This window comes from Cedecea neteri, assembly GCF_000758325.1.
Lineage (GTDB): Bacteria > Pseudomonadota > Gammaproteobacteria > Enterobacterales > Enterobacteriaceae > Cedecea > Cedecea neteri_B.
This window is the reverse complement of record NZ_CP009459.1, coordinates 3,437,764-3,462,490: the sequence shown is the minus strand read 5'-3', so window position 1 is coordinate 3,462,490 and position 24,727 is coordinate 3,437,764. Positions and strand designations below refer to the sequence as shown.

General features: G+C 53.3%; 26 protein-coding genes. 13 read left to right on the top strand and 13 right to left on the bottom strand.

Annotated elements, in window-relative coordinates:
* Positions 1-187 precede the first annotated feature (187 nt).
* From LH86_RS16235 to LH86_RS16215, 5 genes are all read left to right on the top strand, one after another.
* The gene (locus tag LH86_RS16235; protein WP_081943024.1) at positions 188-1,669 is read left to right on the top strand and encodes a GGDEF domain-containing protein; all 1,482 of its coding nucleotides are present in this window, start codon (positions 188-190) and stop codon (positions 1,667-1,669) included.
* An 84-nt stretch (positions 1,670-1,753) separates the two neighbouring features.
* Entirely contained in the window at positions 1,754-2,806 is a 1,053-nt protein-coding gene (locus LH86_RS16230; RefSeq protein WP_197061685.1) for a diguanylate cyclase, read from the top strand.
* 59 nt (positions 2,807-2,865) lie between these two features.
* Positions 2,866-3,855 (top strand): sensor domain-containing diguanylate cyclase, encoded by a 990-nt coding sequence (locus LH86_RS16225; RefSeq protein ID WP_039303419.1) that lies wholly within the window; start codon positions 2,866-2,868, stop codon positions 3,853-3,855.
* Between the two features lie 245 nt (positions 3,856-4,100).
* The gene (locus LH86_RS16220) at positions 4,101-4,625 is read left to right on the top strand and encodes a GNAT family N-acetyltransferase (protein ID WP_039303416.1); all 525 of its coding nucleotides are present in this window, start codon (positions 4,101-4,103) and stop codon (positions 4,623-4,625) included.
* Positions 4,626-4,717: 92 nt separating this feature from the next.
* Complete coding sequence (locus LH86_RS16215) at positions 4,718-5,653, top strand: zinc-dependent alcohol dehydrogenase family protein (protein WP_039303413.1); 936 nt, start codon at positions 4,718-4,720, stop codon at positions 5,651-5,653.
* Between the two features lie 2 nt (positions 5,654-5,655).
* Here LH86_RS16215 and dsbG read toward each other — a convergent pair whose 3' ends face one another.
* Positions 5,656-6,420 carry a thiol:disulfide interchange protein DsbG gene (dsbG, locus tag LH86_RS16210; protein WP_039303410.1) on the bottom strand — a complete coding sequence of 255 codons (765 nt, stop codon included), beginning with the start codon at positions 6,418-6,420 and terminating at the stop codon, positions 5,656-5,658.
* Between the two features lie 98 nt (positions 6,421-6,518).
* Between dsbG and LH86_RS16205 the strand changes: the two genes are divergently transcribed.
* The 3 genes from LH86_RS16205 to LH86_RS16195 all read left to right on the top strand — a co-directional run bounded on the left by LH86_RS16205 (position 6,519) and on the right by LH86_RS16195 (position 8,107).
* Positions 6,519-7,001 carry a GNAT family N-acetyltransferase gene (locus LH86_RS16205; protein ID WP_039303407.1) on the top strand — a complete coding sequence of 161 codons (483 nt, stop codon included), beginning with the start codon at positions 6,519-6,521 and terminating at the stop codon, positions 6,999-7,001.
* 11 nt (positions 7,002-7,012) lie between these two features.
* Positions 7,013-7,636, top strand: a complete 624-nt coding sequence (locus LH86_RS16200; RefSeq protein ID WP_039303405.1) for a hypothetical protein — start codon at positions 7,013-7,015, stop codon at positions 7,634-7,636.
* A 78-nt stretch (positions 7,637-7,714) separates the two neighbouring features.
* Positions 7,715-8,107 (top strand): VOC family protein, encoded by a 393-nt coding sequence (locus tag LH86_RS16195; RefSeq protein WP_039303400.1) that lies wholly within the window; start codon positions 7,715-7,717, stop codon positions 8,105-8,107.
* A 9-nt stretch (positions 8,108-8,116) separates the two neighbouring features.
* Here the strand turns inward: LH86_RS16195 and LH86_RS16190 are convergent, their stop codons facing one another.
* Complete coding sequence (locus tag LH86_RS16190) at positions 8,117-8,587, bottom strand: SRPBCC family protein (protein WP_039303397.1); 471 nt, start codon at positions 8,585-8,587, stop codon at positions 8,117-8,119.
* 56 nt (positions 8,588-8,643) lie between these two features.
* Positions 8,644-10,047: an MFS transporter gene (locus tag LH86_RS16185; RefSeq protein WP_039303394.1), complete on the bottom strand. Its 1,404-nt coding sequence runs from the start codon at positions 10,045-10,047 to the stop codon at positions 8,644-8,646.
* A 140-nt stretch (positions 10,048-10,187) separates the two neighbouring features.
* On the opposite strand from LH86_RS16185, the gene LH86_RS16180 reads away from it, so the two are divergent.
* The 3 genes from LH86_RS16180 to LH86_RS16170 all read left to right on the top strand — a co-directional run bounded on the left by LH86_RS16180 (position 10,188) and on the right by LH86_RS16170 (position 13,254).
* On the top strand, positions 10,188-11,117 hold the full coding sequence (locus LH86_RS16180; RefSeq protein WP_039303391.1) for a LysR family transcriptional regulator: 930 nt from the start codon (positions 10,188-10,190) through the stop codon (positions 11,115-11,117).
* A 109-nt stretch (positions 11,118-11,226) separates the two neighbouring features.
* On the top strand, positions 11,227-12,753 hold the full coding sequence (dgcJ, locus tag LH86_RS16175; RefSeq protein ID WP_039303388.1) for a diguanylate cyclase DgcJ: 1,527 nt from the start codon (positions 11,227-11,229) through the stop codon (positions 12,751-12,753).
* 129 nt (positions 12,754-12,882) lie between these two features.
* Positions 12,883-13,254 (top strand): VOC family protein, encoded by a 372-nt coding sequence (locus LH86_RS16170; protein WP_039306289.1) that lies wholly within the window; start codon positions 12,883-12,885, stop codon positions 13,252-13,254.
* A gap of 106 nt (positions 13,255-13,360) precedes the next feature.
* Here the strand turns inward: LH86_RS16170 and LH86_RS22620 are convergent, their stop codons facing one another.
* Positions 13,361-13,531 carry a hypothetical protein gene (locus tag LH86_RS22620; RefSeq protein WP_156107032.1) on the bottom strand — a complete coding sequence of 57 codons (171 nt, stop codon included), beginning with the start codon at positions 13,529-13,531 and terminating at the stop codon, positions 13,361-13,363.
* A gap of 180 nt (positions 13,532-13,711) precedes the next feature.
* Here LH86_RS22620 and LH86_RS16165 point away from each other — a divergent pair, with 180 nt between their 5' ends.
* A complete protein-coding gene (locus LH86_RS16165; protein WP_039303385.1) occupies positions 13,712-14,161 on the top strand; it encodes a hypothetical protein in 450 nt (149 codons plus the stop codon).
* Between the two features lie 40 nt (positions 14,162-14,201).
* Here the strand turns inward: LH86_RS16165 and LH86_RS16160 are convergent, their stop codons facing one another.
* The 8 genes from LH86_RS16160 to LH86_RS16125 all read right to left on the bottom strand — a co-directional run bounded on the left by LH86_RS16160 (position 14,202) and on the right by LH86_RS16125 (position 22,545).
* Complete coding sequence (locus LH86_RS16160) at positions 14,202-15,212, bottom strand: glycosyltransferase family 9 protein (protein WP_039303381.1); 1,011 nt, start codon at positions 15,210-15,212, stop codon at positions 14,202-14,204.
* A gap of 277 nt (positions 15,213-15,489) precedes the next feature.
* Positions 15,490-16,149 carry a DUF1345 domain-containing protein gene (locus tag LH86_RS16155; protein WP_039303378.1) on the bottom strand — a complete coding sequence of 220 codons (660 nt, stop codon included), beginning with the start codon at positions 16,147-16,149 and terminating at the stop codon, positions 15,490-15,492.
* 261 nt (positions 16,150-16,410) lie between these two features.
* Entirely contained in the window at positions 16,411-17,523 is a 1,113-nt protein-coding gene (locus LH86_RS16150; RefSeq protein WP_039303375.1) for a M20 family metallopeptidase, read from the bottom strand.
* Complete coding sequence (locus tag LH86_RS16145; protein ID WP_039303372.1) at positions 17,523-18,278, bottom strand: glutamine amidotransferase; 756 nt, start codon at positions 18,276-18,278, stop codon at positions 17,523-17,525. The genes LH86_RS16150 and LH86_RS16145 overlap by 1 nt, the downstream gene beginning before the upstream one ends.
* Positions 18,279-18,291: 13 nt before the next feature.
* Positions 18,292-19,371 carry a phosphotriesterase family protein gene (locus LH86_RS16140; RefSeq protein WP_039303369.1) on the bottom strand — a complete coding sequence of 360 codons (1,080 nt, stop codon included), beginning with the start codon at positions 19,369-19,371 and terminating at the stop codon, positions 18,292-18,294.
* A 3-nt stretch (positions 19,372-19,374) separates the two neighbouring features.
* Positions 19,375-20,376 carry an ABC transporter permease gene (locus tag LH86_RS16135; RefSeq protein WP_197061684.1) on the bottom strand — a complete coding sequence of 334 codons (1,002 nt, stop codon included), beginning with the start codon at positions 20,374-20,376 and terminating at the stop codon, positions 19,375-19,377.
* A gap of 18 nt (positions 20,377-20,394) precedes the next feature.
* The gene (locus LH86_RS16130; RefSeq protein ID WP_197061716.1) at positions 20,395-21,141 is read right to left on the bottom strand and encodes an ATP-binding cassette domain-containing protein; all 747 of its coding nucleotides are present in this window, start codon (positions 21,139-21,141) and stop codon (positions 20,395-20,397) included.
* Between the two features lie 381 nt (positions 21,142-21,522).
* Positions 21,523-22,545, bottom strand: a complete 1,023-nt coding sequence (locus LH86_RS16125) for a LacI family DNA-binding transcriptional regulator (protein WP_039303361.1) — start codon at positions 22,543-22,545, stop codon at positions 21,523-21,525.
* Between the two features lie 343 nt (positions 22,546-22,888).
* Here LH86_RS16125 and LH86_RS16120 point away from each other — a divergent pair, with 343 nt between their 5' ends.
* Entirely contained in the window at positions 22,889-23,842 is a 954-nt protein-coding gene (locus LH86_RS16120) for a substrate-binding domain-containing protein (RefSeq protein WP_039303358.1), read from the top strand.
* A 1-nt stretch (position 23,843) separates the two neighbouring features.
* Here the strand turns inward: LH86_RS16120 and LH86_RS16115 are convergent, their stop codons facing one another.
* On the bottom strand, positions 23,844-24,716 hold the full coding sequence (locus LH86_RS16115) for a ribokinase (RefSeq protein WP_039303354.1): 873 nt from the start codon (positions 24,714-24,716) through the stop codon (positions 23,844-23,846).
* Positions 24,717-24,727: the final 11 nt, after the last annotated feature.

Sequence of the window (24,727 nt, the reverse complement as noted above, 5' to 3'; positions counted from 1 at the left end):
AAGGAGACGGAGAAGGTGGCAAAAATTTAACTTATGGCTAATAGTTCATGCGGAACGCTGGCGAGTTGAGTGAATTTTCTTCTTTCTCTCAATGCCCTGGATTGTTAGCGGGGCAAACATGCTAAGCTAATGCTTATTTTCGCAATCACCTGATGGCGCTATTTATTTTCAGCGGTGATGAATAGATATGAACCAGGATAGCATGGTTAATCGACCTAAGTTTTCATTCTTTTCCCCCGATAAAATGCTGTTAAATGCGATCAGTGTTTTTGCGCTTACCACGCTATTTTACTTCTTTGGCGCTTCGCTGCGGCTGGTTAACGATCTTTCCTTATTCTGGCCGCTTAATGCGGTGCTGGCCGCCATATTCGTGCGTAATCCGTGGCTGAACAAAGCCATTTATTATTTTATTTGCTACGCGGCAATGCTGGTTTACGACGCCTTTACCACCCAGTGGGGCTGGCAGTCGACGATCATCAACTTTTCAAACATGGTGTTTATTGTCACCGCGGCCCGTTTATTGCTGCGCTATTCGCGCAATATGGATGAGAGCAACTGGGCGCTAAACGCGTTTAATATTTTTAACTTTTCGCTGATTGCCGCCATATTATCGTCATTATTTGGCGCGGTGGGATCGCTGGGGATAAGCGGTGATTACCATGAAAAGTTTATGCCGCTTTATGCTGACTGGGTGAGCGAGCAGTTTTCAACCGGCGTGCTGATGCTGCCCTGTTTGCTGACCGCGAGCTGGCCTTCCTGGCGTAAACTGACCGGTATTGTGCCGTCAGACATGTATCCGTTTTTTTCCGTGGTGATTGCGGTCTGCACGGCAATGATTATCGGCGGGGCGGGCAGCCTGGCGTTTCCGCTGCCCGCGCTTATCTGGTGCGCCATTCGTTACCCCCTCCCGGTCACCGCGCTGCTGACGCTTATCACCGGCGGGGTGGAAATTGTGCTGGTGGCCCATGCGGCAATTAATCTCCATTCCGAACAGCCGCTGTTGCTGGTCGATCAGATGTTCTCGGCGCGTCTGGGCATTGCCACTATCGCGATTTGCCCCCTGATTGTTTCCATCAGCGTGGATGCTATTAATCAGCTGATTAAGCAGACTTCGCTGCGAGCGGACTATGATTACCTGACGGGCGTTTACTCTCGCTCAGGGCTGTTTGAAGCACTCAAGCGCAGCGGGCGACATCAACCAACCCCGCAAGAGCCGCTGCTGTGCGTGATGCTGCTGGATATTGATTTTTTCAAACGGATCAATGACAGCTGGGGTCACGAATGCGGGGATGCCGTGCTGGCCTCTTTCGCCAGCAGAGTGCTGGACACTGTAGGTGAGCGAGGAATGGTGGCGCGTATCGGCGGAGAAGAGTTTGTAGTGGTTTGTCGGGTTCGGGATAACCAGCAGGGGTTTGAGATTGCCGAGCAGATCCGCAAAACGATTGAAGTCAGTACGTTTCACTACGAAGAACAGTCGCTGTTTATCACCGTCAGCATTGGCCTGGCTGAGGCGGCGCTGGGTAATAACACGCTGGAAGCCACCTTTAATCAGCTTATTCCCGAGGCCGATAAGTATTTGTATTTGTCGAAGCGGCAGGGGCGTAATAAAACCAGTGCGAGTAGTGCTCATGCTGAAGTCTTGTCTGCGTCGCACATAAGTGATTCTTAATAGCCATGTTCACTTTGAATCCTTTATTATCGCGTAGTATGCCCGTGCAGTTTGTCGTTGCTGGTTCGTTTGCCTGAGATATTTATGAGTACACCCGACCCTCACAAAAATGCCAGAACGCACGGCTCTCGCTTCATTAATCGCATGTATATCATGCGTATGCTGGGGACGTTTCTGTGCTTCTTGCCCCTCTTTTCGGTACTGAATGAGCAACACTCCTCTGTGCCAGTTGTGGCGCTTTTGGTCGTTAACGCTTTTGTCTGGCCGCACGTGGCGCTGTTAAAAGCGCGCTTTTCCAGTTCTCCCGTCAAGAGTGAAAAACAAAACCTGGTGATCGACGCCGCCGCTGGCGGCTTCTGGATTGCCATGATATCGCTCAGCGCGCTGCCGTCGGTGGTGATTGTCACCATTCTGGTTTCCGATCGGCTGGCTGCCGGCGGAAAACCGCTGATGAAACGGGCGATGCTGGCAATCGTGCTTGCGTTTGGGCTGACCTGGATAAGCCACGGAATGCCTTTTAGCCCGGCGGTTTCAGCCCGAACAATGTACGCCACGCTGCCGCTGATTGCCGTTTACACCATCGCGCTAAGTATGCTGACGGCTTCGATAGCGCTGAAGCTGCGGGAAAAGAGCCGGGAGCTGGAAAATATTGCCATGATGGATCCCCTGCTGGGGATTGCCAATCGCCGTCTGCTGGAGCGAAAAATCAGCAATGAGCTGGCGCGGTTGCGCATTGCCTGCGGCAGTTCGGCGCTGATGTTTATCGACATAGACAATTTCAAAGAGGTGAACGACCGTTTTGGGCATAAAGTGGGAGACGCCATTCTGATGGCGGTCTCCGACGTGCTGCGGATTGTCACTCGCTCCAGCGACACGCCAGCGCGCCTTGGTGGGGACGAGTTTGTGGTTCTGATGCCAAATACTTCCCTGGAAGAAGCCGAAGGTATTGCCCAGCGGATCCTGCTGGAGTCCATTAATGTTCGGGTCCTGCCTGAAAAGAATGCATTCTGCACCCTGAGTATCGGGATTGCCTGCGCGACAAAACAAATGCCGGATGCCGCAGAATGGTTAAAAGCGGCGGATGACGCACTGTACAACGCTAAACGTACCGGGAAAAACCGCATTTACGCCGCCTGAGCAATGATCATCTAAACTGTAAGCAAGAGCATGTTACGTCTGTGTACAGGAGTGATGAGATGCTGCAGCCTGGCTTCCCTCCCGATGAAGAACGTCGCTTACGTTCACTCAGAGCATCACGCCTGCTTCATAGCGGGCGCAGTGAGCGGTTTGACCGCTTAACCCGTCTTGCCCGCAAACTGTTTGATGCCCCCATTTCACTAATTTGTTTGATAGATCACGATTTGCTGCAAGTAAAATCTGCGGATGGACTCAACGTTGATGTTATCCCTCGACAAGTTTCATTTTGTAGCCACACGATTTTGCAGGATGTTCCGCTGGTAGTGAATAACACGCTCAACGATATTCGTTTTTCCGATAACCCGTTGGTCTTAGCCGAGCCTCACGTCAGGTTTTATGCGGGGTGTCCGGTAAAACTACCCGACGGTACAACCGCCGGCACACTTTGCGTGGTTGATATCCGACCCCGTGTATTTACTGAACATCAAATCGCCGGGCTCCGGGAGCTTGCTGCGATCGTTGAGGATGAGTTTGCCATGCTGGATACCGTAATGACCGACGAGCTGACCGGACTGTTTAACCGTCGTGGCTTCATGTTTCTTGGGCAATACGCGGTTAACGGGGCAAATCGTCGCGCTGAACCGCTCTCTGTCGTATTTATCGATCTCGATCGCTTCAAGCAAATTAACGACAATTTTGGGCATGAGCAGGGCGATCGAGCTTTGATCGCCTTCTCAGAACTTATGCGAGCTTCTTTCCGTGAAACTGATTTGATCGCCAGACATGGAGGTGATGAGTTTGTTCTGCTTTTTAACGGTACTAATGAAGAAGGGGCATTTATCGCCATGCAACACCTGCAGGGCAAGGTTACCGACTTTAACCTGCAGGCAGGCAACCCCTGGACACTTGCCTTTAGTTGGGGCTGTATTGAATATAACCCCGCCCGGCATGCCAGCCTTGAGGATGTCATTACCGAGGCAGACCGAGCGATGTATCAGGCGAAATACTCAGAGGCAGAGAGGCCAGGGAACGGAGATGCAAAGCCATAGATGACCAGAGCAATCATAATTCCTTATGGTGGAACGCAATTAATCCCCTGAGTGGATATCTCCCCTGATGCGCTTTTATTCGCTGTGGCAATGGGGCATTTTCTTCTGGAAAGAAAACCCGGCCGCCCCAAACCTCCCATCCATATCTTTTCTGAATAGTGGGTTCCTGAGTTACCGGGTAAGCTGGTCTATTCTTATGTCCGGTAATATTCCGACATAACTTTTAACCACATTCAGGAGTCGCTGTGCCCGAGTATCGTATTCGTTCCCTGAAGGCCTGTGAGTTTGCTGCTGCAACCGCATCATTAACGGATGTACTGATTGATTGTGTCGCTGGTGGGGCTTCGGTCAGCTTTTTACATCCTTTGGCGCCGGAAAAGGCCGCGGCGTTTTGGGGAGAGGTTGGCCAAAGCGTGGCTCGGGGAGAACGAACGCTGATTGTGGCGGAAGATGGGCAGGGGCGCATTGTTGGAACCGTGCAGCTGATCACCAGCCAGCCGGAAAATCAGCCGCACCGGGCCGATGTGGCTAAACTTCTGGTTCATCGTGCGGCGCGGCGAAAAGGCATTGCCCAGCGCCTGATGGCTTATCTGGAAGCTGTTGCTACCACGCAGGGAAAATCAGTTCTGGTACTGGATACGGCCACCGGCAGCGATGCGGAGATATTCTACCAGGGCATGGGCTGGCAGCGCGTGGGGGATCTCCCGCATTATGCGTTAATGCCGGACGGCAGTCCGTGCTCCACGACGTTCTACTACCGTAATTTATAATGGAATAAGTGACAATGTCACTTATTTGACGTGTTTTATGCTGATTCAGGCGTGATATAGTGCCTGCAATATGGCAGTTGCAGGCATTGAGTATGGAAAACGCAGCCCTCTGGTTCCGGCAGTTTGGTGAACCTGAACACGTCTTAACCCTCGAACAAACACCGCTCGTGCCGTTTATTCCCGGCACGCTCCGGGTGCGAATGCACTACGCGCCTCTTAATCCTTCAGATCTTATTCCGATAACCGGGGCTTACCGCCATCGGGTATTTCCACCGCGAATTGCGGGGTACGAAGGCGTCGGCATTGTCGAACAGGCGGATTCTCTGGCGTGGATTGGAAAGCGTGTGCTGCCTCTACGTGGCGAGGGCACCTGGCAGCGATGGGTTGACTGCCCGATTCAGTGGGCCGTGCCCGTGCCGGACAGCGTGCCGGATGAGCTTGCGGCGCGCGGGTATATCAATCCTCTGGCGGCCTGGTTAATGCTGAATAAGTGGCCCGTGGCGGGAAAAAGCTTGCTGGTCACGGCGGCAGGGTCAACGTGTGCTGGTTTACTGGCGCAGTGGGCAAAAAGGCAGGGCGCCACGGAAGTTTATGGCGTTTACCGCTCGGCACAGCATCTTCCGGCACTGCTAAAGTCGGGCATTATCCCGCTGAGCGGGGATGACGAGCATGCAATCGCCGAAGCCACTGGAAAAGTTGATGTTGTGTATGACGCCGTGGGCGGTGAGTTAGCCACATTGATGCTCGATCATCTCAATCCGCATGGAGCGTTGATTTCTTACGGTTTGCTGAGCGGCAAAGCCTTTTCTCCGCGCGGAAAAAACGTCACCGCACAGCGATTTCATCTGCGGGATACGCTGGCGGTGACACCGGTTGAAGAGTGGCAGGGCTGGTTTAGCTCTCTCTGGGAACTGCTGCTACAAGCGCAGCAGCCCGATGTGGCAGTGTTCGCTCTGGAGGAATGGCGCAAGGCGCTGGCGCTGTTCCGTGAACCGGGTCGCCAGCGCAAACCGCTGCTGAGGCTATAACGTTATTGATCGCCGAGGATGGTCTTCAGCGTTTCGGCATCCGGCATGCCCTGATGCTGCTGCAGGCGGCCTTCGGCGTTAAGATAATAAATTGACGGCGTGGCGTTGCCGCCGAGGTCGTCCATCAGCGTCAGGTTATCTTTTAGGGCTTCACCGATAACCGGATCTATTTTCTCCGGTTTTTGCAGCGCCAGCTTACCTTTACTGTTTTCATAGTCGGCGAGGGTTTTGGCCGGATCTTTCGACATCAGAATTGCGGCCGCTTTCTGCCCGCTGTCCGGGCGCAGCATCCCGACTAGCAGCACGCGAAGCTGAACTTTACCCGACTTCAGCCAGGGCTGAGCCTGTTCCCAGAACTGGGTGCAATACGGGCAGTACGGGTCGGCAAACACGTAGACAATGCGCGGGGCTTTTTCGCTCCCGGCAGCGATCCAACGGTGTTTCTCAAGGTTTTGCCACATGGCTTTGGCCATCGGCGCATAAACAAATTTCTCGACTTCCGCATCGCTCAGGTTTTTTCCCTCGGCATCGACTAGGTTACCCATAATGGCGTGCTGTTTATCCGGCGTCAGGTATACGATTGTGCCTTGCCCCTGATACTGCATCGCGTAGCCCTGCAGGTCGCCCGGGGCTTTAAATTCCCCTTTCAGTTCGAAGCCTTGTTTTTCCAGGGCTTCAATTGGCGCAGGCAGTTTAGCGTCAGCGGCAAAGGCAGAAGCGCTAAAAAGCAGGGCCAGCGAAACGGACAGGGCAGATATTTTTTTCATCGAGCAGTCCTTAATTAAATGTTATTTTCTTCAAAGGGTAACATTCCTTTTTGCGTTAAGTCATCAGGCATACTTTCCTTAAAGTAACGGAGCATTTCATGATGGTCAGACGAGCAACGCTTAATGAAGCTCAGGCGCTGTGGGCAATAAGAAACGAGGCCATTCGTTTTGGCTGTCGGGACACTTATCCGGAGGATGTGCTGACCGCATGGACGCCAGATGAGATGCCCGAGGGTTACCGAAATGAAATTATCAATAATCCCTTTTTTGTCGCGGATAATGAAAACGGCGAGCCGGTGGCTACGGGATTTTTGGATTTGAAAAACGGTTCGGTTGAGGCCATTTTTACCCTGCCAGCATACACTGGGCGGGGGCTGGCTAAACAGATTCTTCAGGCCATCAAGCAGGAAGCCAGATCGAGGGGAATGAGCCGACTGACGCTTTCTTCCACGCCAAACGCCCGCGACTTTTATCTGACGCAGGGATTTCGCGTAGTGAAAGAGGGGCTTTATCCCATGTCGCGAAGCGGCACACTGCTGCGCTGCTATGAGATGGTTTGCGAACTGGATCCTGCAATGTGAAAGGTGCCTGCATGAACGACCGCATCGATTACCAGATTGAAAAGTACAGTTTCACCGAAACAGAAGCGTCACCGCGCCTCAGCCGCCAGTGGGAGGAAGTCCAGGAGGAGTTCCAGAGAGAGCCTCAGGATGCGGAACAGCGCCTGCGCCTGGCGTTGCTAAACGTGGACTACGTGACCAGCTTCGAACTGCCTTTTCGGCTGCTGCTTCTGCGGGCGCCGCAGCTGATTGACAAACTGCGCGCTGAGCTTCAACTCAGCCAGAAGAGCGTGACGATCAATGATAATAAACGTGGGGAAGTTTACAGCATCAAAGACGATCTCAGCGCCGTGCCTGACGCCTTTCGCTACCGTTTTTCGAACCGTATACGCAGAATTGAGCCGGGCGGTACGCCAGCGACGGCCTATCAACAGATCGCGCTGCAGGTCAGAAACCCGAGAGAGCGGCTGAAAATCGCCCTCGAAGGCGGGCTTCAGGTCAATGCCCTGGATGGCCTGTTTTGGTTTGGGCTGCAGCGCATCGCCGCTGATATCTCCGTACTGAGGCAGGCCGGGATGGCAATTATCACGGCAGAACGCATGGTCTTCGACAGCCTGACGGGGACGCTCCGCCCAATACCTGCCTACAGTTTGTAGCCTGCAACCGCACGCTGAGGAAAATGACGAGAAAAAAATACCCTTAAGGTTGAGTGAACATCAGCACAGGAAAAAATGATGAACTTCAGCCATATGCGTATTGCCCGTCCGGTGAGCAGTCTTGAAAGAAGCCGGGATCTGTACTGCGCGGGACTCGGTCTTCAGCAAATAGCGCAATTTAGCGGTCATGACGGTTTCAGCGGCGTGATGCTGGGGCGTCCGTCGCTGGGCTGGCATCTGGAGTTTACGGTCTGCCAGCATCATCTTATTACCCCACGACCTACTGAAGATGACTTACTGGTGCTTTATCTGCCCGAGCGTATCGAATGGGAAGTTTCCTGCGCCAGAATGGCAGCAGCCGGTTTTACCCGGCTGTCTGCATTCAACCCTTATTGGGACGTGAAGGGCGCTACTTTTATCGATCCCGATGGTTATCGGGTTGTTTTGCAAAATAGCGACTGGTCACTCTAGCCTGCAACGTTAACGCCTCAGGCCTTTTGCATACTCAACCAGCTGATCGACAACGATATTCCAGCCCGTGAAGAAACCCATATCTTCATGGGCTTGCCGGGCCTCTGGCGTGCGGTGCCGGGCGATGGCCGTGTAGTGAGTTTTCCCGTTATCTACGTCTTCAAGCAGCAGGATAGCGGTCATAAACGGATTTTCTGCGGGCTTCCAGCCCTCGCTGTAAGCGTCGGTAAAGACCAGCTTGTGCCCGTCCACGATATCCAGCCAGACGCCATTGTTGCGCATCTCGTTCCCGTCAATGTTAAATACGGTATTAAACCGCCCTCCAACCCGAAGATCTATCTCACAGGCCGATACGCTATGGGGGCGGGGAACAAAAAACTGTTTTAGATGCTGTGGTTGGGTCCAGCACTCCCAGACAAGCTGTCGGGGGGTGTCGATCACTCTTTCCAGAGTTAAGTCGGTTTTCGCATCCAGATTCATGGTGTTTCCTCGAGGGATATTGACCTCTATAGCCTGGCTGAAGATCATTTTCTCAGCTAAATATTTTGCTGTTTGGGTTGCCTGGTACGCAGGCCACTTAAGCTTATGGCTAGCAGCGTTGCACCTGCAGCAACCCAAAGGCTGAGTCGAATCGCCTGCGGCTCCTGCCATATGGCGTTGCCGTAAATGGCCAGAATAATACCTACGATCGCCGCGCCCAGGCATTGGCCGAAAGTCCGCATAATGGCCAGTATGCCTGAGGCATAACCGCTGTTTTCCCGCGTGGCGTTTGCCATCATTTCCCGGTTGTTGGGGCTCTGGAAAATACCGAAGCCAATGCCGCACACCAGACTACGTAAACCGATATCCCACGCCTGTGCGTGGGCCGGCAGCAGGGCTAAAAGCACCAGTCCAACCGTAAACACGCCTAAGCCTGTGGTGGCGATAAGTGCAGGCGAATGCTTGTCGGCAAGTCGACCGGCACGCGGCGCTGCGAGCATGATCCCCACGGGCCAGGGCGTAAAGAGCAGGGCGGAAGCGAATGCGCTGTAGCCATAAACGTTCTGGAATAAAAACGGCAGAGCGACAAACGTTATTCCTTGCCCGATGAACGAGGCCAGCGACGTCATGGCCGCCAGCGAAAACCGTGAGGAAGCGAACAAGGTCAGCGGTAGCACGGGCTGTGCGGCGCGACGTTCACGCCAGACAAAGGCAGCGCCGGAAAGCAATGCAATGACGCTGTAAGTTAATGCCGACATCATGCCTTCACTTTTGGTAAAGCTGTCGGCGGCCATGATCAGCGAGCCCAACAGCAAAGCAGACAGAAGCGATCCTGCATAATCGAAGGGTTTAGGATTGGCGACTGCAACACCCGGCAGCACGCGCAGGCTCAGTACAAGCGCCACAATGCCTAGCGGTATATTAACGGCAAACAGCCATTCCCAACCCAGCGTGGAGAGCAGCGTCCCGCCAAGCAGTGGAGCAATGGCCGTGCTGGTGGCGATGAGAAAGGCATTTAGCCCCAGGATCCTGCCGAGCAGGCGGTTTGGGAATACCGAACGAAGGATTGCCGGAGAGATACTCAGCACCGCCGCGCCACCGATTCCCTGTAAGATCCGCATTATCACGAGCATATTCAGTGACGAGGATAGCGCGCAGCCCGCAGAGGCCAGGGTAAACAGGCCCAGCCCGAAAACAAATATTTGCCTGAAGCCCAGTCGGGTCGCCAGCGCGGCGAAAATCGCCAGCGTCATGGCGGCGGCCAGCAGGTAGCCATTAGCCACCCAGACGGCATCGCTCGCAGGCACGCCGAGCGCTTTGGCGATAGTCGGCAGCGCGATGTTCACCATCGAACCATCGAATACGGCCATCGTCACGGTCGTCATTACGGCAAGCATTGCCATCAGGCGCTGGCGACCGGGTAAACCTTCATCGCCTGGCTGGGTTGAAAATAATTCCATCATGGTTCCTTACCGCGGCGCGGCACTCAGTATCAGGTTGTCAGTGCAGCAAATATAGTGATACTTAAAGACAGGCGGAAGACGCATGATATGCAGTGTACAGTTGCATCCGACGCCTTATCTCTTTACAGGATGCCAAAATGAACGAACCCGATCTGAATCTGCTGCTTGCGCTGGATACCTTTCTTGCTGAAGGGAGCGTGGTCGGCGCTGCCCGGCGTCTGGGGCTCAGCTCGTCGGCGATGAGCCGTACGCTGAGTCGTCTGCGGGCAGCAACCGGCGATCCTCTGCTGGTCAGAGCGGGAAGAAATATGGTGCTAACGCCTTATGCCGAAGCGATTCGTGACCGGGCGAGAAACGCTGCGCTCGAGGCTCGAGCCTTACTGAGCCCCTCCACGGCAGAGTTGTCCCTTTCCACGCTGGCGTGCGAATTTATTATCAGAGCCAATGACGGCTTTATTGAGGCATTTGCGCCGTCGCTTATTGCCGCCGCAGCGGCAGAAGCACCGGGTGTTCAACTGTGCTTTACTTCGAAACCTGAAAAAGGTCCGCGTCATCTGCGCGAAGGCCTGGTCGACCTTGAAATTGGCGTAATGGGCGAAATGGGCCCGGAAATAAGGCTTCAGGCTCTGTTTCGCGATCGCTTTGTCGGTGTCGTTCGGGTCGGTCATCCACTGGCCGGGTTCTCTGAGATAACCGTAGCGCAGTATCTCACCTATGGGCACGTGGTCGCCTCCCGTCGTATCCGCTCCACGCACGGCCCCGTAGATGAGGCGCTGGAGAAAAGGGGGCTATCACGAAAAATTGCCGCCGTCGTGCCGGGATTTCCGGCGTCATTAAAGGTGGCTCAGGGGTCAGATCTGATTGCCCTGGTCCCATATTCTTTCCTGCTTAATCAACATGTTCGTGAGGTGGTGGGCGATAACGCCAGGCTGGCAATGTTTGAGCTGCCGGTGAATACAAGCCCGATCGTCGTTTCTCAGATGTGGCATCCACGCTCAGAGGCTGATCTCGCGCACCGCTGGTTACGCAAGCTCGTATTGAACGTCTGTCGTACCCTGGTCCCTTAATTGACACGCTGCAACCAGGAATTTTCTACCTGCCAGGTCATCGCCGTCTTATCGCTATGCTATACTCGGGCCTACCCTACAAGTGGGATTTTCAAGGGATTACACCATCTTGTCGCCGCTAAAATATATCAACACCATTATACTTATCGTTATTTTGACGACGCTGATATTTGCCGGATTTGTATTTCGAGAATACCGGGATCTAAAGAGTTACATGGGGTACATTGCAGAAAATGGTAAGTCTGCGTTGTTTCATGAAGAGTATATTAACCAGAATGCGGCTTTCCGACTCTCTCGCGCTTTTTCCTCTGCACCATCAGGCATAACAAACGTTGCGAATACAAAAATTGATGTTTGTAAATATGCTGAATCATTAAATGGCGTTTATGGCTTGAATCTCGCCGGCCAAAAACTAACCACGCTTAAGGGGACGTTGCAAACGCGTAATCCATCCTGCGTCAGCTGGGCGGGCGATACGGCGGTGCTTATCGTAGTACAAGACAACGCCACCCGTGCCGTGTCTAAATACAGTTTCTCCAACTACAGTGGCTATGTTTTCAACAATACACGCTATTATATCGACCTGAAAAATAACTACATTTATATTGATAAACTTGTAGATACCCATCATTATACCTTTAATAACTGGCTGGTGAGTGAAAATGGTCGTATAGATATCGATCGCAGCGCGAAGACCATTAATATTGATGATTCTGCATTAGCCGATCTGCGTCAGGGCGAAAATATTGTTTCGCATATTTATAATGATGGCTACACCCATAAAAATATCATCAGTATGATTACGCCGGTATTTCAACGCGAAGAAATAAAAGGACTGTTTATTACCGATATTAATATCGGCGATCTGGCGACATCCTTCTATACGGCAGAAAGGCCGCTGTTATGGCATTTTTTATCCCTCTACGTCACCGACAATGCCACAGGCGCAAAAATTAGCTTCCATCATCCTGTGCTGAAGTCTTTTACGCCCATTTCCTACGCGGAAAAAATCACCGGTTACTATACGCTGCACATCCAGCTGGACGGCATTTACTTCCTGATCGCTATTCTTTGGTTAATCGCGCTCTATTTGTTTGGAACCTGGCTACTTTGTCGCTACGCCAGAAAGCAGCTCAATCGCCACCGGTCGCTGTCTCACGATAATATGACCGACGCGATGACGGGGCTATATAACCGCAAGGTGCTGACGTCCTCTCTGGAACGGAAGATCCAGGGACTGTTAAATAACAATATCGCGGTTACGGTTATTTCTATTGATAGCGACGGCTTGAAAAGGATTAACGATACGCTTGGCCACGCGATGGGAGACCGGGCTATTCAGTATCTGGGCAGAGCGCTGGCGCAATCTATCCGTAAGAGCGACTATGGTATTCGCCTCGGCGGAGATGAGTTTAGCCTGATCCTGATTGATTACAGTCTGAGTAAATCGAACGAAGTGATCGCTCGTATCCAGGATTACCTGCTGACGATTGACGAACAGAAAATGGTCGCTTTTTCCTACGGGAGCTACCAGATGGCGGCCGGTGATACCTTAGAAACTGCGCTATTGAAAGCAGATGAATTGCTGTATCAGCATAAGCGTAATAAATATGGGGCAAACGGCTCCAGCCGATAAGCTTTGTGCGAGGCTGAGCGCCTGGATATGATGAGTTCACTCTGGCACCGTCCGGCATCAGAATGAAATGCATCAGTTGCGGCACCGTCTGCATTGATGGCCACATTTCAGTCAATCACGAGGTTGCGAATGGATTTCACTGTAGGATTTGGCCGTATAGCGGCTATATTGCCGGTAAAAGATATACAGCAGGCAAAAGCTTTTTACGTGGACGGGTTAGGGTTCTGCCAGACGTTTCAAAATGGCGATCCGGTTGGGTTTGTTATCCTCAAACAGGGGGGAAGTGAGCTCCACTTGACGCTGCAACCGCAGCATAAGGCGGCGAATTTCCCGGTGGCACATCTTTTGGTGGATGACGCCAGTGCGCTGTTTACACTTTGCCAGCAGGCAGGCGCCAGGATCATTAAGGGGCTTCAGGATAAAGATTATGGTCTGCGGGCATTTGTGTTTGCCGACCCTGACGGGAACCGGATAGACGTTGGGCAAAGAATAGAACGTTAAGATCGGATAGTCTGAATCAACAACAAAAAGCCGCTGGTGGATTCCGTCAGCGGCTTTTTAGTGGCGGAGAATTATCGCCATATGGATTGTCAGGTGAATAAAAACGCTACCATTCATTAATGATCATCACCGTATCTGCTGAAAGTTTAATTTTAGTCACTTTCGGCGGCAGAGGCTTTGGCAGAATAGTCATTCTCACGTCAAAGGTCCCGCTGACGGAAGCCATGGACATTTTGAAGGGAATGAAAAAGCAGAGCGCCAGAAAAAGTTGTTTCATATTAATACGATTTGTTTACTTTTATTTAAAATCAATGGATTGGTCAAAATTATATCATATATGATGCCGCCAGGGGAATGCCTGTTGGCTTCCCGGCACATCAAAGCGTGTGTCAGACAGAGAATGTAAAACGATATAAATAAGATAATTCAATGATATTTAAGGCAAGGGGTATATTTTATGAAGTTTACATCGCTACTCGCCAGGCTGTTACTGGTGTCGACATTTGCCTTGTCCGGTTCGGCGTTTGCGGCCACCGAGCAGGAGATGGATGCGAATCTGGATCAGTTGTTTAGCTCTCATCAGAACTATCATGCTTTTTTCGATAACTTCAAAACGCAGGTCGTCGCGCAGAATAAAACTGAGGTGGCAAAACTGGTTTCATACCCGATAAAGGTCACGCTGGCGGGTAAAAAAGTGCAGATCAAAACGCCGCAGCAGTTCATTAAAAACTATGATGCTATTTTTACACCCGATTTGGTGGCGGCAGTAAAATCACAGTTATATCAGGATCTTTTTGCAAATTATCAGGGGCTGGCCATCGGCAAAGGGCAGATCTGGTTCTCCGGTATTTGCCAGGATAATCAATGTAAGAAATCAACCGTACTCGTTATTGGCATCAACAAATAGTCCTGGGCTGGCCGTACTATTACGGCCAGCTTTTCTGGCGCTATAAAGCGGCAAGATAACGCCGGTAGTTATTCTCAATCTCTTTTAGCAACTCGCTATCTTCACTTTGGTGCAACAGCACAGAGCGCTCAGTGCCCAGATCAACGCTTTTGCACAGCGGGTAATAAGCCGCCCGCAGCGCCGGTTTGATGGCGTTAAAATAGGCCGTTGTAGGCACCTCAAAGGCTGCGGCAATATGCAAAGCCGACGAATCACAGGTATAGACTTTACTGGCGTGGCGGATAATGGCGATAAAGTCTGCGGTATTTCTTGAGCGTGAAGAAAGATCGATAAACTGCGGGTGATCTATTTTGCCAAATCCTGCAACGGGTAGGCCGTGTTGCTGATAGATATGCGTTACAAATTCAACGAGCACCGCAGCCGGGATGTCACGAAGCGGAGTGCTGGCACGGTGATTGAATAGTACGTAACGACCTGCCAACGGAGAAACTTGCTCTGGCATGCCGTCACGAAGCCAGCGGTTTGTTTTTATCTCTTCGGAGACAGACTCAGGGGCAATACCAAGGTGGCGCAGGAAAAAATCATGCATTTCCAGAGTGGCGAAATCCTCCCGGAAGAGCTGATTCCCGGCGTCAATCAGCGCATCATATCCCGCCAGTGAAGTCATTTCCTGAGGCATAAAATGCAGCTCATCGATCACGTTAGCCGCGAGTCGATAAATTTCTTCTACATAAGCCTGGCAGGTATGAGGGCGCAGCACCGTCAAGTGAAGTTTAGGGTTAATGGTTTTGATTGCGTGCAGCGCCGAAATACCCATCAGTGAATCCCCCAGCGTGACGCCCATCCCGTTGATAACACAGAGTCGCTGAACGCTGCGATAATCGAGTGAAAAGGGGGATAAGGCATAGTTATAAATGCCAGGCTGGCGCAAAGTCTGTAGCTGAAGAGTATTTTTCAGGTCGGGCGATAAGGACTCAAGATCGTAAGAGGCGACGAGCGTTTTATCATCCTGGAGCAAACTTCCGACAAAAGTTTGAAGCGTAGGTGTCATGGGGTTCCTGAGACGCAACAGAAGTAGGACGCTGCTCCGGTAAACGCAGCGCTATGTACGTCTCTCACCTTAATGAGATTTAGTCTGCTGTCAATTTCCAGACATCACACTACCAGGGAATCAATCCCATTTCATGTAATGCGCCTAAGATCAGGGCGATAGACATGCAAGCATCAAAGGGATTAGGCATCGTGTTTCACCTTTACATACAGCGTCACTGGTTAAATTATAGCCTGTTTTGTCCGGCATTCATGAAATGTCTGCTTGCTCAAAAAGCTTAACTCAACAATCCGGCTCCCACATTGACGGAAAGTCCCAGAATCGCCAGGTTGAAGATAAAGGAGATAACCGACTGCAGCAGGGTTATTTTGCGCATGCCGGTTGTGCCCGTTGCCACATCGGCCGTTTGTGCGGCAACGGCGATGGTGAAAGAGTAATAAAGGAAGTCCCAATAATCCGGGTCGCTCGGTTTATCAGGAAAGATCATTGGAGTGATGTCTTTGCTGCGATGCAAATAATGTTGATGCGCATAGTGCATCGCGAAAACACTGGGCAGCAATGTCCAGGAGACGATAAGCGTTAATGCCGTCAGTAAAATATGCAGCACAAGCGGGGTTCCCGACAGAGAACGCAGCGATGGTAGTTCGCTCATGATCGCCACAAGGCTTGCCATACAGGCAAAGATAAGCAGGCTTAACACGAGTGCGGCACTTTGGTCCTGTACCCTTGCTATTCGCGGGATGTCGCAGACTTCCGTTCGCAGCATGCGAAACCAGATAAAGAGCAGATAAAGCCAGGCCAAAACATTCCAGCCGATCAACAGCCGCTGCAGCGTGCCAAGCTGAGCGGGAAGGGCGAAGTAACAAACGACACCGGCAGCCACTGAAATCAATAGTCGAAAGCGGGCAAAGAGATGGGTTTTTAGCGCAAATGCCATGGGATGTTTATTCTGCGGGACTTAGGTCAGTTAACTGTAGACGAAGGAAAGAGTTAGCGGCAGCATTGTTTATAACAGCTATTCCCGGCCACAGCTGTTGCGAGTGAAACTAATGAGGGAGAAAATGATGAGCTGCATGCGAGTGCTAAGCATGATGAACACACCTTTGAACGAGAGTCACTGGCGCTGGTGGCGAATTGACCGCACAGCATCGGCCTCAAGTGACGTTGTCACTTATATTTTGCTTCTTCCACTAGCGGTCTACGCCATCCAGTCGCGAATAATCTCCCCGTACAGCTGCTCGGCTTCCTCCATTCGGCTGAGCAGACAATACTCGTCGGTTTGATGAGCCATAGACGGCTCGCCGGGGCCAAGAATAATACAGGGCGGGTTTCCCAACGCAGGCAGCAACAGAGAAGCGTCTGTAAAGTATGGCACTACGCGAGGCTCAAGCGGCGTGGTGTGCAGTGGCTGACAGCGCTGATAAACCTGTTTTATCCACGCGTGTTCTTGCTCGCTGAGTACTGCGGGCAGATCGACTAGCGTCGACACCGTGACGCTCTCGCCAAGCAGTGAAGTCAGCTGCTGGCGGATGGTGGCATGCTGTAAATTGGGCGCGCTGCGGATATCGACATCGAAACGCGTGTGGTCCGGCACGGAATTAATATTTAGCCCGCCGTGAATACAGCCGACATTCACCGTGGGCTGCTTCATTAGTGGATGCGGCGCGCCCGGCGAAAAATGTTGGATTTTACCCAGCGCATCCGCCGCCAGATAGATAGCATTAATGCCCAGCTCCGGCATCGCGCCGTGGGCGGTTTTCCCTCGAGTTTCGCAGCGTAGCCAGAGTGCGCCTTTATGGCCGATAACCGGATAGTTCGCGGTAGGCTCACCGACGATAAGCGCCCCCACGTCCGGCAACTTTGCGGAGGCAATCAGTGCCCGCGCACCGTCGCAGCCGGTCTCTTCTCCGCCGGTAATCAGCAATAGCGCGCCACGTCCGGCGAGGATAGTTTCCCGCAGCTTTACGCATGCCACGGCAAACGCGGCTATTGCCGCTTTCATATCGCTGGAGCCGCGTCCATAAAGACGCCCGTCTTCCATCTGCGAGCCGAAAGGATCGTACTGCCACCGGGTATTGCCCAACGGGACTGTATCCAGATGCCCGGTGAAGGCCAGTGGTTTACCTGTCTTCGCTCCGGGCAGCCGGGCGATAAGATTACAGCGTCCCTCGCCGAACGATGACAGCGAAACATCAAACCCGCTATCGCTAAGCCAGTTGGCAAAGAACCGCATGCAATCTGCTTCGCTGCCCGGCGGGTTGATGGTGTTAAAGCCCAGCAGTTGCCGGGCCAGGTGCAGGGTGGTGACCATCAGCGATGTGCCGTCAGCCAGTCAAGGCAGTTAATCCACAGCTGTCGATAGCCGGGCCATTGCGTGAACTCTTCCGGTAGCCAGTGCGCCGACATATCGCTGGTCCACACCAGCGAGCGGCCCTGAAGATATTCGCGAATAGCCAGCAGCGGATGACCGGTACCTGCGACGGTTGCCAGCAGTTTACCTTCCGGATGCATTTCAACTTCGTTATAGCCCAGCAGCCAGGGCCATTCGCCCGGAATATCGTTCAACACGGCGTGGGATTCCGTCACTTGAGGATAGCTACCTTCCGGGGTCTCAATTCGGTCGTCCCACGCCAGACAGCGGACTGGCAAAACAGTCTCTACCGCAGTATGGCGATAGCGCGCGCCGCCGTTAATGCCCTGGAAGCTGTAATACCCGCCAATCATCATTAGCGAACCGCCGCCGGCCACGTAGTCATGCAGAAGCGTCAGACGGTTGGCGGTTCGGCGGCTTTTCAGCCAGGTGTCCGGATGCAGCAGCAGCGTATTGGCGCCAATATCCGAGAGAATAATCGCATCCCACTGCTGCAGCGCTTCCAGCGTCAGCGGAAAATCTGTCGCAGCAGCGTGGGCGGACATATAGGTCACGGCGTAGGGACTGTCCGCGAGCGCTGCCAAAAAATCCGTTGCGCCGGTGTGCCAGGTGGCGGTGGCAAACTGGTCGAAACCTTTAACGTGCGTTGACGTGCTGGTCCAGGATTCACCGACCAGTAAGATTTTTTTCTTCATTATGATTTTCCTTTTATCCGCCAAAGACGCGTTGGGGGTTTCCAATCATTAAGGTTTCAAGCTGCTCGCCGCTGATGCCGTGGCGTCGCAGACGCGGAACAAAATGTTTGAGTATGTAGCCGTAACCGTGACCGCCGTAGCGGGTGAGCATGGTTTTCAGGAAGACGTCCTGCGACAGCAGAATTTGCTGGATATAGCCGTCGTCAATCAGCTCACGAATCGCGCGGGCGTTCTCCTCGTCGGAGGGCGACTGCGCCGACTCGTCAGCGTAGTAATAGCTCATGCCGATCATGTCGTATTCGAGAAACGCCCCGCGCTGCGCCAGTTCGCGCTGGTAGCGCTTATCGGCAAAGCTGGGATTCATATGGCAAAGCACGGTATGGCGTAAATCGGCGCCTTCCTGTTCGAGAATATCCAGCACCCGATGCCCCAGCCGTTCCCAGCCGGGTAGATGGACTTCGATTGGCACCCCTGTCGCGGCGCTGGCCCGACCCGCGGCGCGCAGGGATTTCTCCTCATCCGGCGTAAATCGGCTTGAGACACCGATTTCGCCGATGAGCCCTGCGAGCACCTCCGGTTTATTCTCCGCGCCGCCAAGATCGTACATCAGCCGCTCGGTCAGCTGTTCGACGCTGCTGTTTTTTACCCACTCGGGATGAGACGGTTCCAGATAGAAGCCAGTCCCCATAATAATGTTCAGACCGGTCAGGCGTGAGATACGCGCCAGCGCTTTTGGATCGCGGCCAATACCGATATTGGTCGGGTCAACCACCGTTTCTCCGCCAAGGGCTCGATATTTCATCAACTCTTCAATGGCAACATCGACATCAAACAGCTGACAGTTATCGCGGCTCATCAGCGGATTCATCGACAATTCGCCGAGGTTCTCCATTATCACCGGCATTTCGGCAAGATGACGATCGCTACAGCAGCAGGGCGGCACCCACTTGCCTGAGGCATCCAGCAGAATATGCTCATGCATCAGGGTTACGCCCATTTCGTTCACCGGCAGCGGGCCAAGCACCGTCATAACGTAACCGCTACTGACACCAACCGGCAGCGGAGAAGGGTGGCGAAAAATGGATCCTTTCATCAACTATCCTTTCGCCGTGGAGCGCGTTGGGTTGAGAATGCGGGTGTTCAGCCAGATAGCCAGCAGGATAATGGTGCCGGTGGCTATCTGGGTGTAAAACGGCGAAATATGCGACAGGATCAGCCCGTTCTGAATGACCGCAATCGACAGCGCGCCCAGCAGCGTGCCAATAATGGTGCCGAAGCCGCCGAACAGGCTGGTACTGCCAAGCACAACGGCCGCGATGACCTGCAGTTCAAAGCCTTCACCCTGGTTGGAGGAGCCGCTGCCGAGACGTGCGGTAATGATCATCCCAGCCAGGGCCGCAGCCATTCCGCTGATGATATAGACTTTCATGGTGGCCTCTCTGGTGTTAATGCCGCTGCGTCGTGCCCCTTCGGCGTTGGCGCCGATAGCGGTCACATAGCGGCCAAAGCGCATATGGTTGAGTACGATATGCCCGCTAACCAGACACAAAATACCGATCAGTGCGGGCATGGGGATACCGACAACCCACGCGCGTCCTATAAAGGTAAACAGGCTGTCAGCCGGAACCGTAATCGAATAGCCCTGAGTGACCAGGAGCGCGATGCCGCGAACCACGGCCAGGGTGGCGAGCGTGACGATAAACGCCGGAATGCCCTCATAGGCAATAAAAAAGCCGTTGATGGCGCCCACAAATCCGCCAAGAAAAAGGCCGCCGAGCATGACCACCGGCCACGGCAGCCCCCAGTTATTTAGAGCGATTGCGGAAAGCGCGCCGACCAGCGCCAGGGTCGAGCCCACCGACAGATCGATACCGCCTGTGGTAATCACCAGGGTCATTGCCGTCGCGACTATCAGCAGCGGGGCACTCTGACGGATAATGTTCAGCCAGTTGGTGCCGGTGAGAAAGTTACTGGTAATCAGCGAAAACACCACGCAGCAGAAGACGAAAAAGAGCGCAATGCTGACCACGCCTGAGTGGTTCTGCAGCAGGCGGCGCGGCAGCGACTGCTGGATCATGCGGGAGCTGCTTAAGTTCATGATACTCATCCTGTTACCTCAATGTGCAGCCGCAGAGTGGGCGGTAAATTTTTCGCCCACAATCAGGTTAACAATATCGCTCAGGCTGGTGTCGGCCACCCGTCTGTCGGCGACGTTGGTACCTTCATACATCACCATGATCCGGTCACAGACCAGGAACAGGTCCTGCAGGCGGTGGGTAATCAGAATCACGCTCACCCCGCGAGCGGAAACGCGCCGAATGAGCTCGAGAACCGCCTCGACTTCCGCGACGGCCAGCGCAGCGGTGGGTTCGTCCATAATCAGCACTTTCGGGTCAAAAGCCGCCGCGCGCGCGATGGCAATAGCCTGGCGCTGGCCGCCGGAGAGATTTCGCACCAGCAGTCGGGTATCAGGAATAGAGATCCCGAGTCCTTTAAGCATCTCCCTGGCGTCGGCGTGCATTTTGCCTTCATCGAGGAAGGGGATACCCAGGACCGATTTCATCGGCTCGCGGCCCATAAACAGATTGCCCGCGACGTCGACCGTGTCGCACAGCGACAGATCCTGATACACCATCTCGATATGGCAGCGGCGTGAATCCGCCGGATCGGCAAACTGCTGCTGTTCACCGTCGATACGAATCGTGCCGCTGGAGGGGATAACCGCGCCAGACAGCACTTTGGTCAGGGTGGATTTCCCCGCGCCGTTATCGCCGACTAAGCCCAGCACCTCGCCTGGGGCCAGCGCAAGGTTGACCCCGCGCAGGGAACGTATCGACCCGTAGGTCTTGGTGATATTGATCATCTCCACCCTTGCTGGGGTAGTGTGTGGCTGCTGCATCTGATAACTCCCATCGCTGTGGCAGGGAAATGTTCGCCCTCCTGCGGGAGAGGCTCTTTCCAACACGGTTGACATGCTAGTAAACCGGTTTACCTGTGGAATAGAGCACTCGCCAGTACAGTCAGGACAAACGCTATGTAAGATATTTGTTCGCCAGGAAGAACATTGCAGCATCCGTGCCAGGGCAGAATAAGCACAGCATCAACTTCACTTAGCAATATGTATTAAATGGAGTTTATTCTTTGCAATGCAGGTAAACCGGTTTACCAGGCATGGTGATAAAATCGTGAATTGAACGTTTTTTGCGCCAAAAGTGGGCGCTATTTGCGCCATTTTGGAACGCGATTAACGCTGCTTGATCGAGTCGCGACCAATCCATTCCACCGGCAGGCGGGTTTCCGCCGGGATGTCACGATCGTTGTTCAGCAGGCGCATCATGATGTTCACCGCGGCGCGACCCAGCTCCCGGGCAGGCTGTCGGATAGTCGAAATCCTCGGCTGGGTAAAATCAGCGTAGTTGGCGTCATCGAAGCCGACCAGCGATAGTGCCTCCGGCGCCTGAAGTCCGAGGGTGCGCAGGCCGTCCAACAGACCGAGCACCAGATAGTCACTGGCGGCGAAAACGGCGGTCGGGGGAATCGGCTGACTGAACAGGTACCGCAGCGCCTGCTGGCCAAAGTCGCGGTGGTAATCGCCGTAGATAACCCATTCGGGCGGCCAGCTCAGGCCAGCCTGCTCCATTGCGGTGCAGAATCCCTGATAGCGCTCGCGGACGCTCATCAACTTATCCGGGCCGCCAACGAAAGCGATATGGCGATGCCCGGCAGCAATCAGTTGTTCAGTGGCGATCCGCCCGCCCTGGACGTTATCGGCAAACACTTTCGGTACCTTACTGCCGGGAATATCTTCATCCAGCAAGACAATGCGTTCGTGGCGCTGGAGCTCTTTGCGCAGCAGGCCATTGTCGGGGCGGTTGGTGGTGAACAGCAGGCCGTCGACCTGGCAGGTATCCAGCCAGCGGATGAACTGGCACTCTTTGTCAGGGTTGTTACGGGTGATACACAGCACCAGGCTGTAGCCGCTGGCAGATGCGGCCTCTTCGGCGGCGTCGGCCAGTTCGGCAAAGAAGGGGTTGGTAATATCGGGCAGCACCAGGCCAAGCGTTTCGCTGCCGCCTTTGCTAAGACGACGTGCCAGGCTATTGCCGCGATAGTCCAGCTCGCGAATGGCGGCTTCGATACGGTCGATGGTGTCCTGCGGCAGCACAATACTGTTGTTCATATAGCGCGACAGTGTCGACTTCGACAGTCCCGCCAGCTTTGCCACATCGGATAACAATACGCGTTTTATACTCATTACCTGCGCCATGACTCCCGGAATCGGCTATCTGTAACACAGTTAATCGCGGTGGATACAGCGATTTCTGTGCTCACCATAAGCTGAAATAAATACTTGACAAATTTTAATCTGCGGAGAATTGTATAGGCAGTTTACCGCATCATCCGGGAAATCATTCCCAAACCCGTTTAAGTCATTCCAGTCGTGCACCGACACGGACCGGTTGCCGGAATGAAATTAAGCAGGTCTCCGCCGAACATCGATGATTGTTCTGGCTACATAGCCGATATTTGCCCGCCAAAAAATAACTCTTCTGCGTTCACCTACGGCGCGGAACTCTGCTGGCTATAAACTATTCCCGAAGAGGATAATGATGATGTCATTTAACACCGGAAAACTGCGTTCTATTGCTGTAGTAACGACGATGCTGGTATCAATCGGTTTTATTTCTGCCGCCAGCGCCGCCGCTCCCACTTATGCGCTGGTACAAATAAACCAGCAGGCTTTGTTCTTTAATCTGATGAATAAAGGTGCGGCGGATGCGGCCAAGTCCAGTGGCAAGGATTTAGTGATTTTTAACTCTAATGATAATCCCGTGGCGCAAAATGATGCGATAGAAAACTATATTCAACAAGGTGTTAAAGGCATTCTTGTTGATGCTATCGACGTGAACGGCATTATGCCTGCAATAAAAGAAGCTGCTGCCGCCAAAATTCCCGTCATTGCGATTGATGCCGTATTACCGGCCGGGCCGCAGACGGCTCAGGTCGGCGTTGATAATATCGAAGGTGGTAAAATTATCGGTAAATACTTCGTGAAGTACGTGCAGAAAGAGATGGGCGGTAAGGCGCGGCTCGGTATTGTTGGTGCGCTGAATTCGGCCATTCAGAACCAGCGGCAGAAAGGATTTGAAGAGACGCTGAAAAGCAATCCGAAAATCACCATCGCTGACGTTGTCGACGGCCAGAACGTGCAGGATAAAGCCATGATCGCGGCCGAAAACCTGATTACCGGGAACCCCGATCTGACGGTGATTTATGCCACAGGCGAACCCGCTTTGCTGGGCGCCATCGCCGCCGTGGAAAACCAGGGACGCCAGAAGGATATTAAAGTCTTTGGCTGGGATCTGACCGCGAAGGCCATTTCAGGTATCGACGGTGGGTATGTCACCGCCGTTTTGCAGCAGGATCCGGAAAAGATGGGAGCTGACGCTCTGAAGGCGTTGAACACGGTAACCTCGGGTAAAACCGTACCGAAAACCATTCTGGTTCCGGCCACGGTTGTCACCAAAGCGAACGTAGATACCTATCGTTCGCTGTTCAAGTAGGTCAGTGTTCGCCGTTCACGGCTAACAGGGTGATAAGTTCATGGCCGTCGGGAAACGCACTGAGCGTTCCACGGCGGCTGACGGTAATGGCTGCGGCTCTGCTGGCGTGCGTCAAGGCCAGCGCATCCGGCGCAACACCGCGCAGGATTGAAGACGCCAACATAACCGCGAGGAAGGTGTCGCCTGCACCGGTGGTATCCAGCGCCTCGGCAGGGAAGGCGGGGCAAAACTGGCGCTGGCCCGTCTGAATAAGCCAGGCACCTGCTGAGCCCTGGGTCACCACCAGGCTTCTCACGGCATAGGGCTGGAGCTGCTCGGCCTCGGATTCATTGACCACCGCGATGTCGATTAGCGGCCACAGATGGCAAAAGTCAGGGTTGACGGGGGAGGGGTTGAATACCGTTGTCATACCGCGGGCTTTGGCGTACTGGAACAGTGCCCGTGTTTTATCCAGGGAGAAATTGCCTTGTTGGAGCAGAATATCGCCCGCAGTGGCCTCTGCCATATGCGGAATAATATCATCCAGGCTGAACGAATCCGCAGCCGCCGTGGTGGTAATAATGGCATTGTCGCCATCAGCACTATTTAAAATAATCGAGGTATCGCTATGTTGATTGAAATGACCGTCGGGTAGAAGCGTCAATGGTTCATTTTTTATCTGCTGACGGATCCACTCACCGTTGCTGTCATTTCCCGTGGCAGCAATTAAATGCGTGTCGATTCCGCAGCGGGATAATATAATCGCTTGATTCGCGCCTTTGCCGCCGACATCCTGCGAAACCTTAATGCCGTGAATTGAAACGCCTTTTTTAGGCATGTCTGAAATGGACCAGGTTTCATCCACGGCAATATTACCGATAACGTAAACACGCATAATGTTTCCTT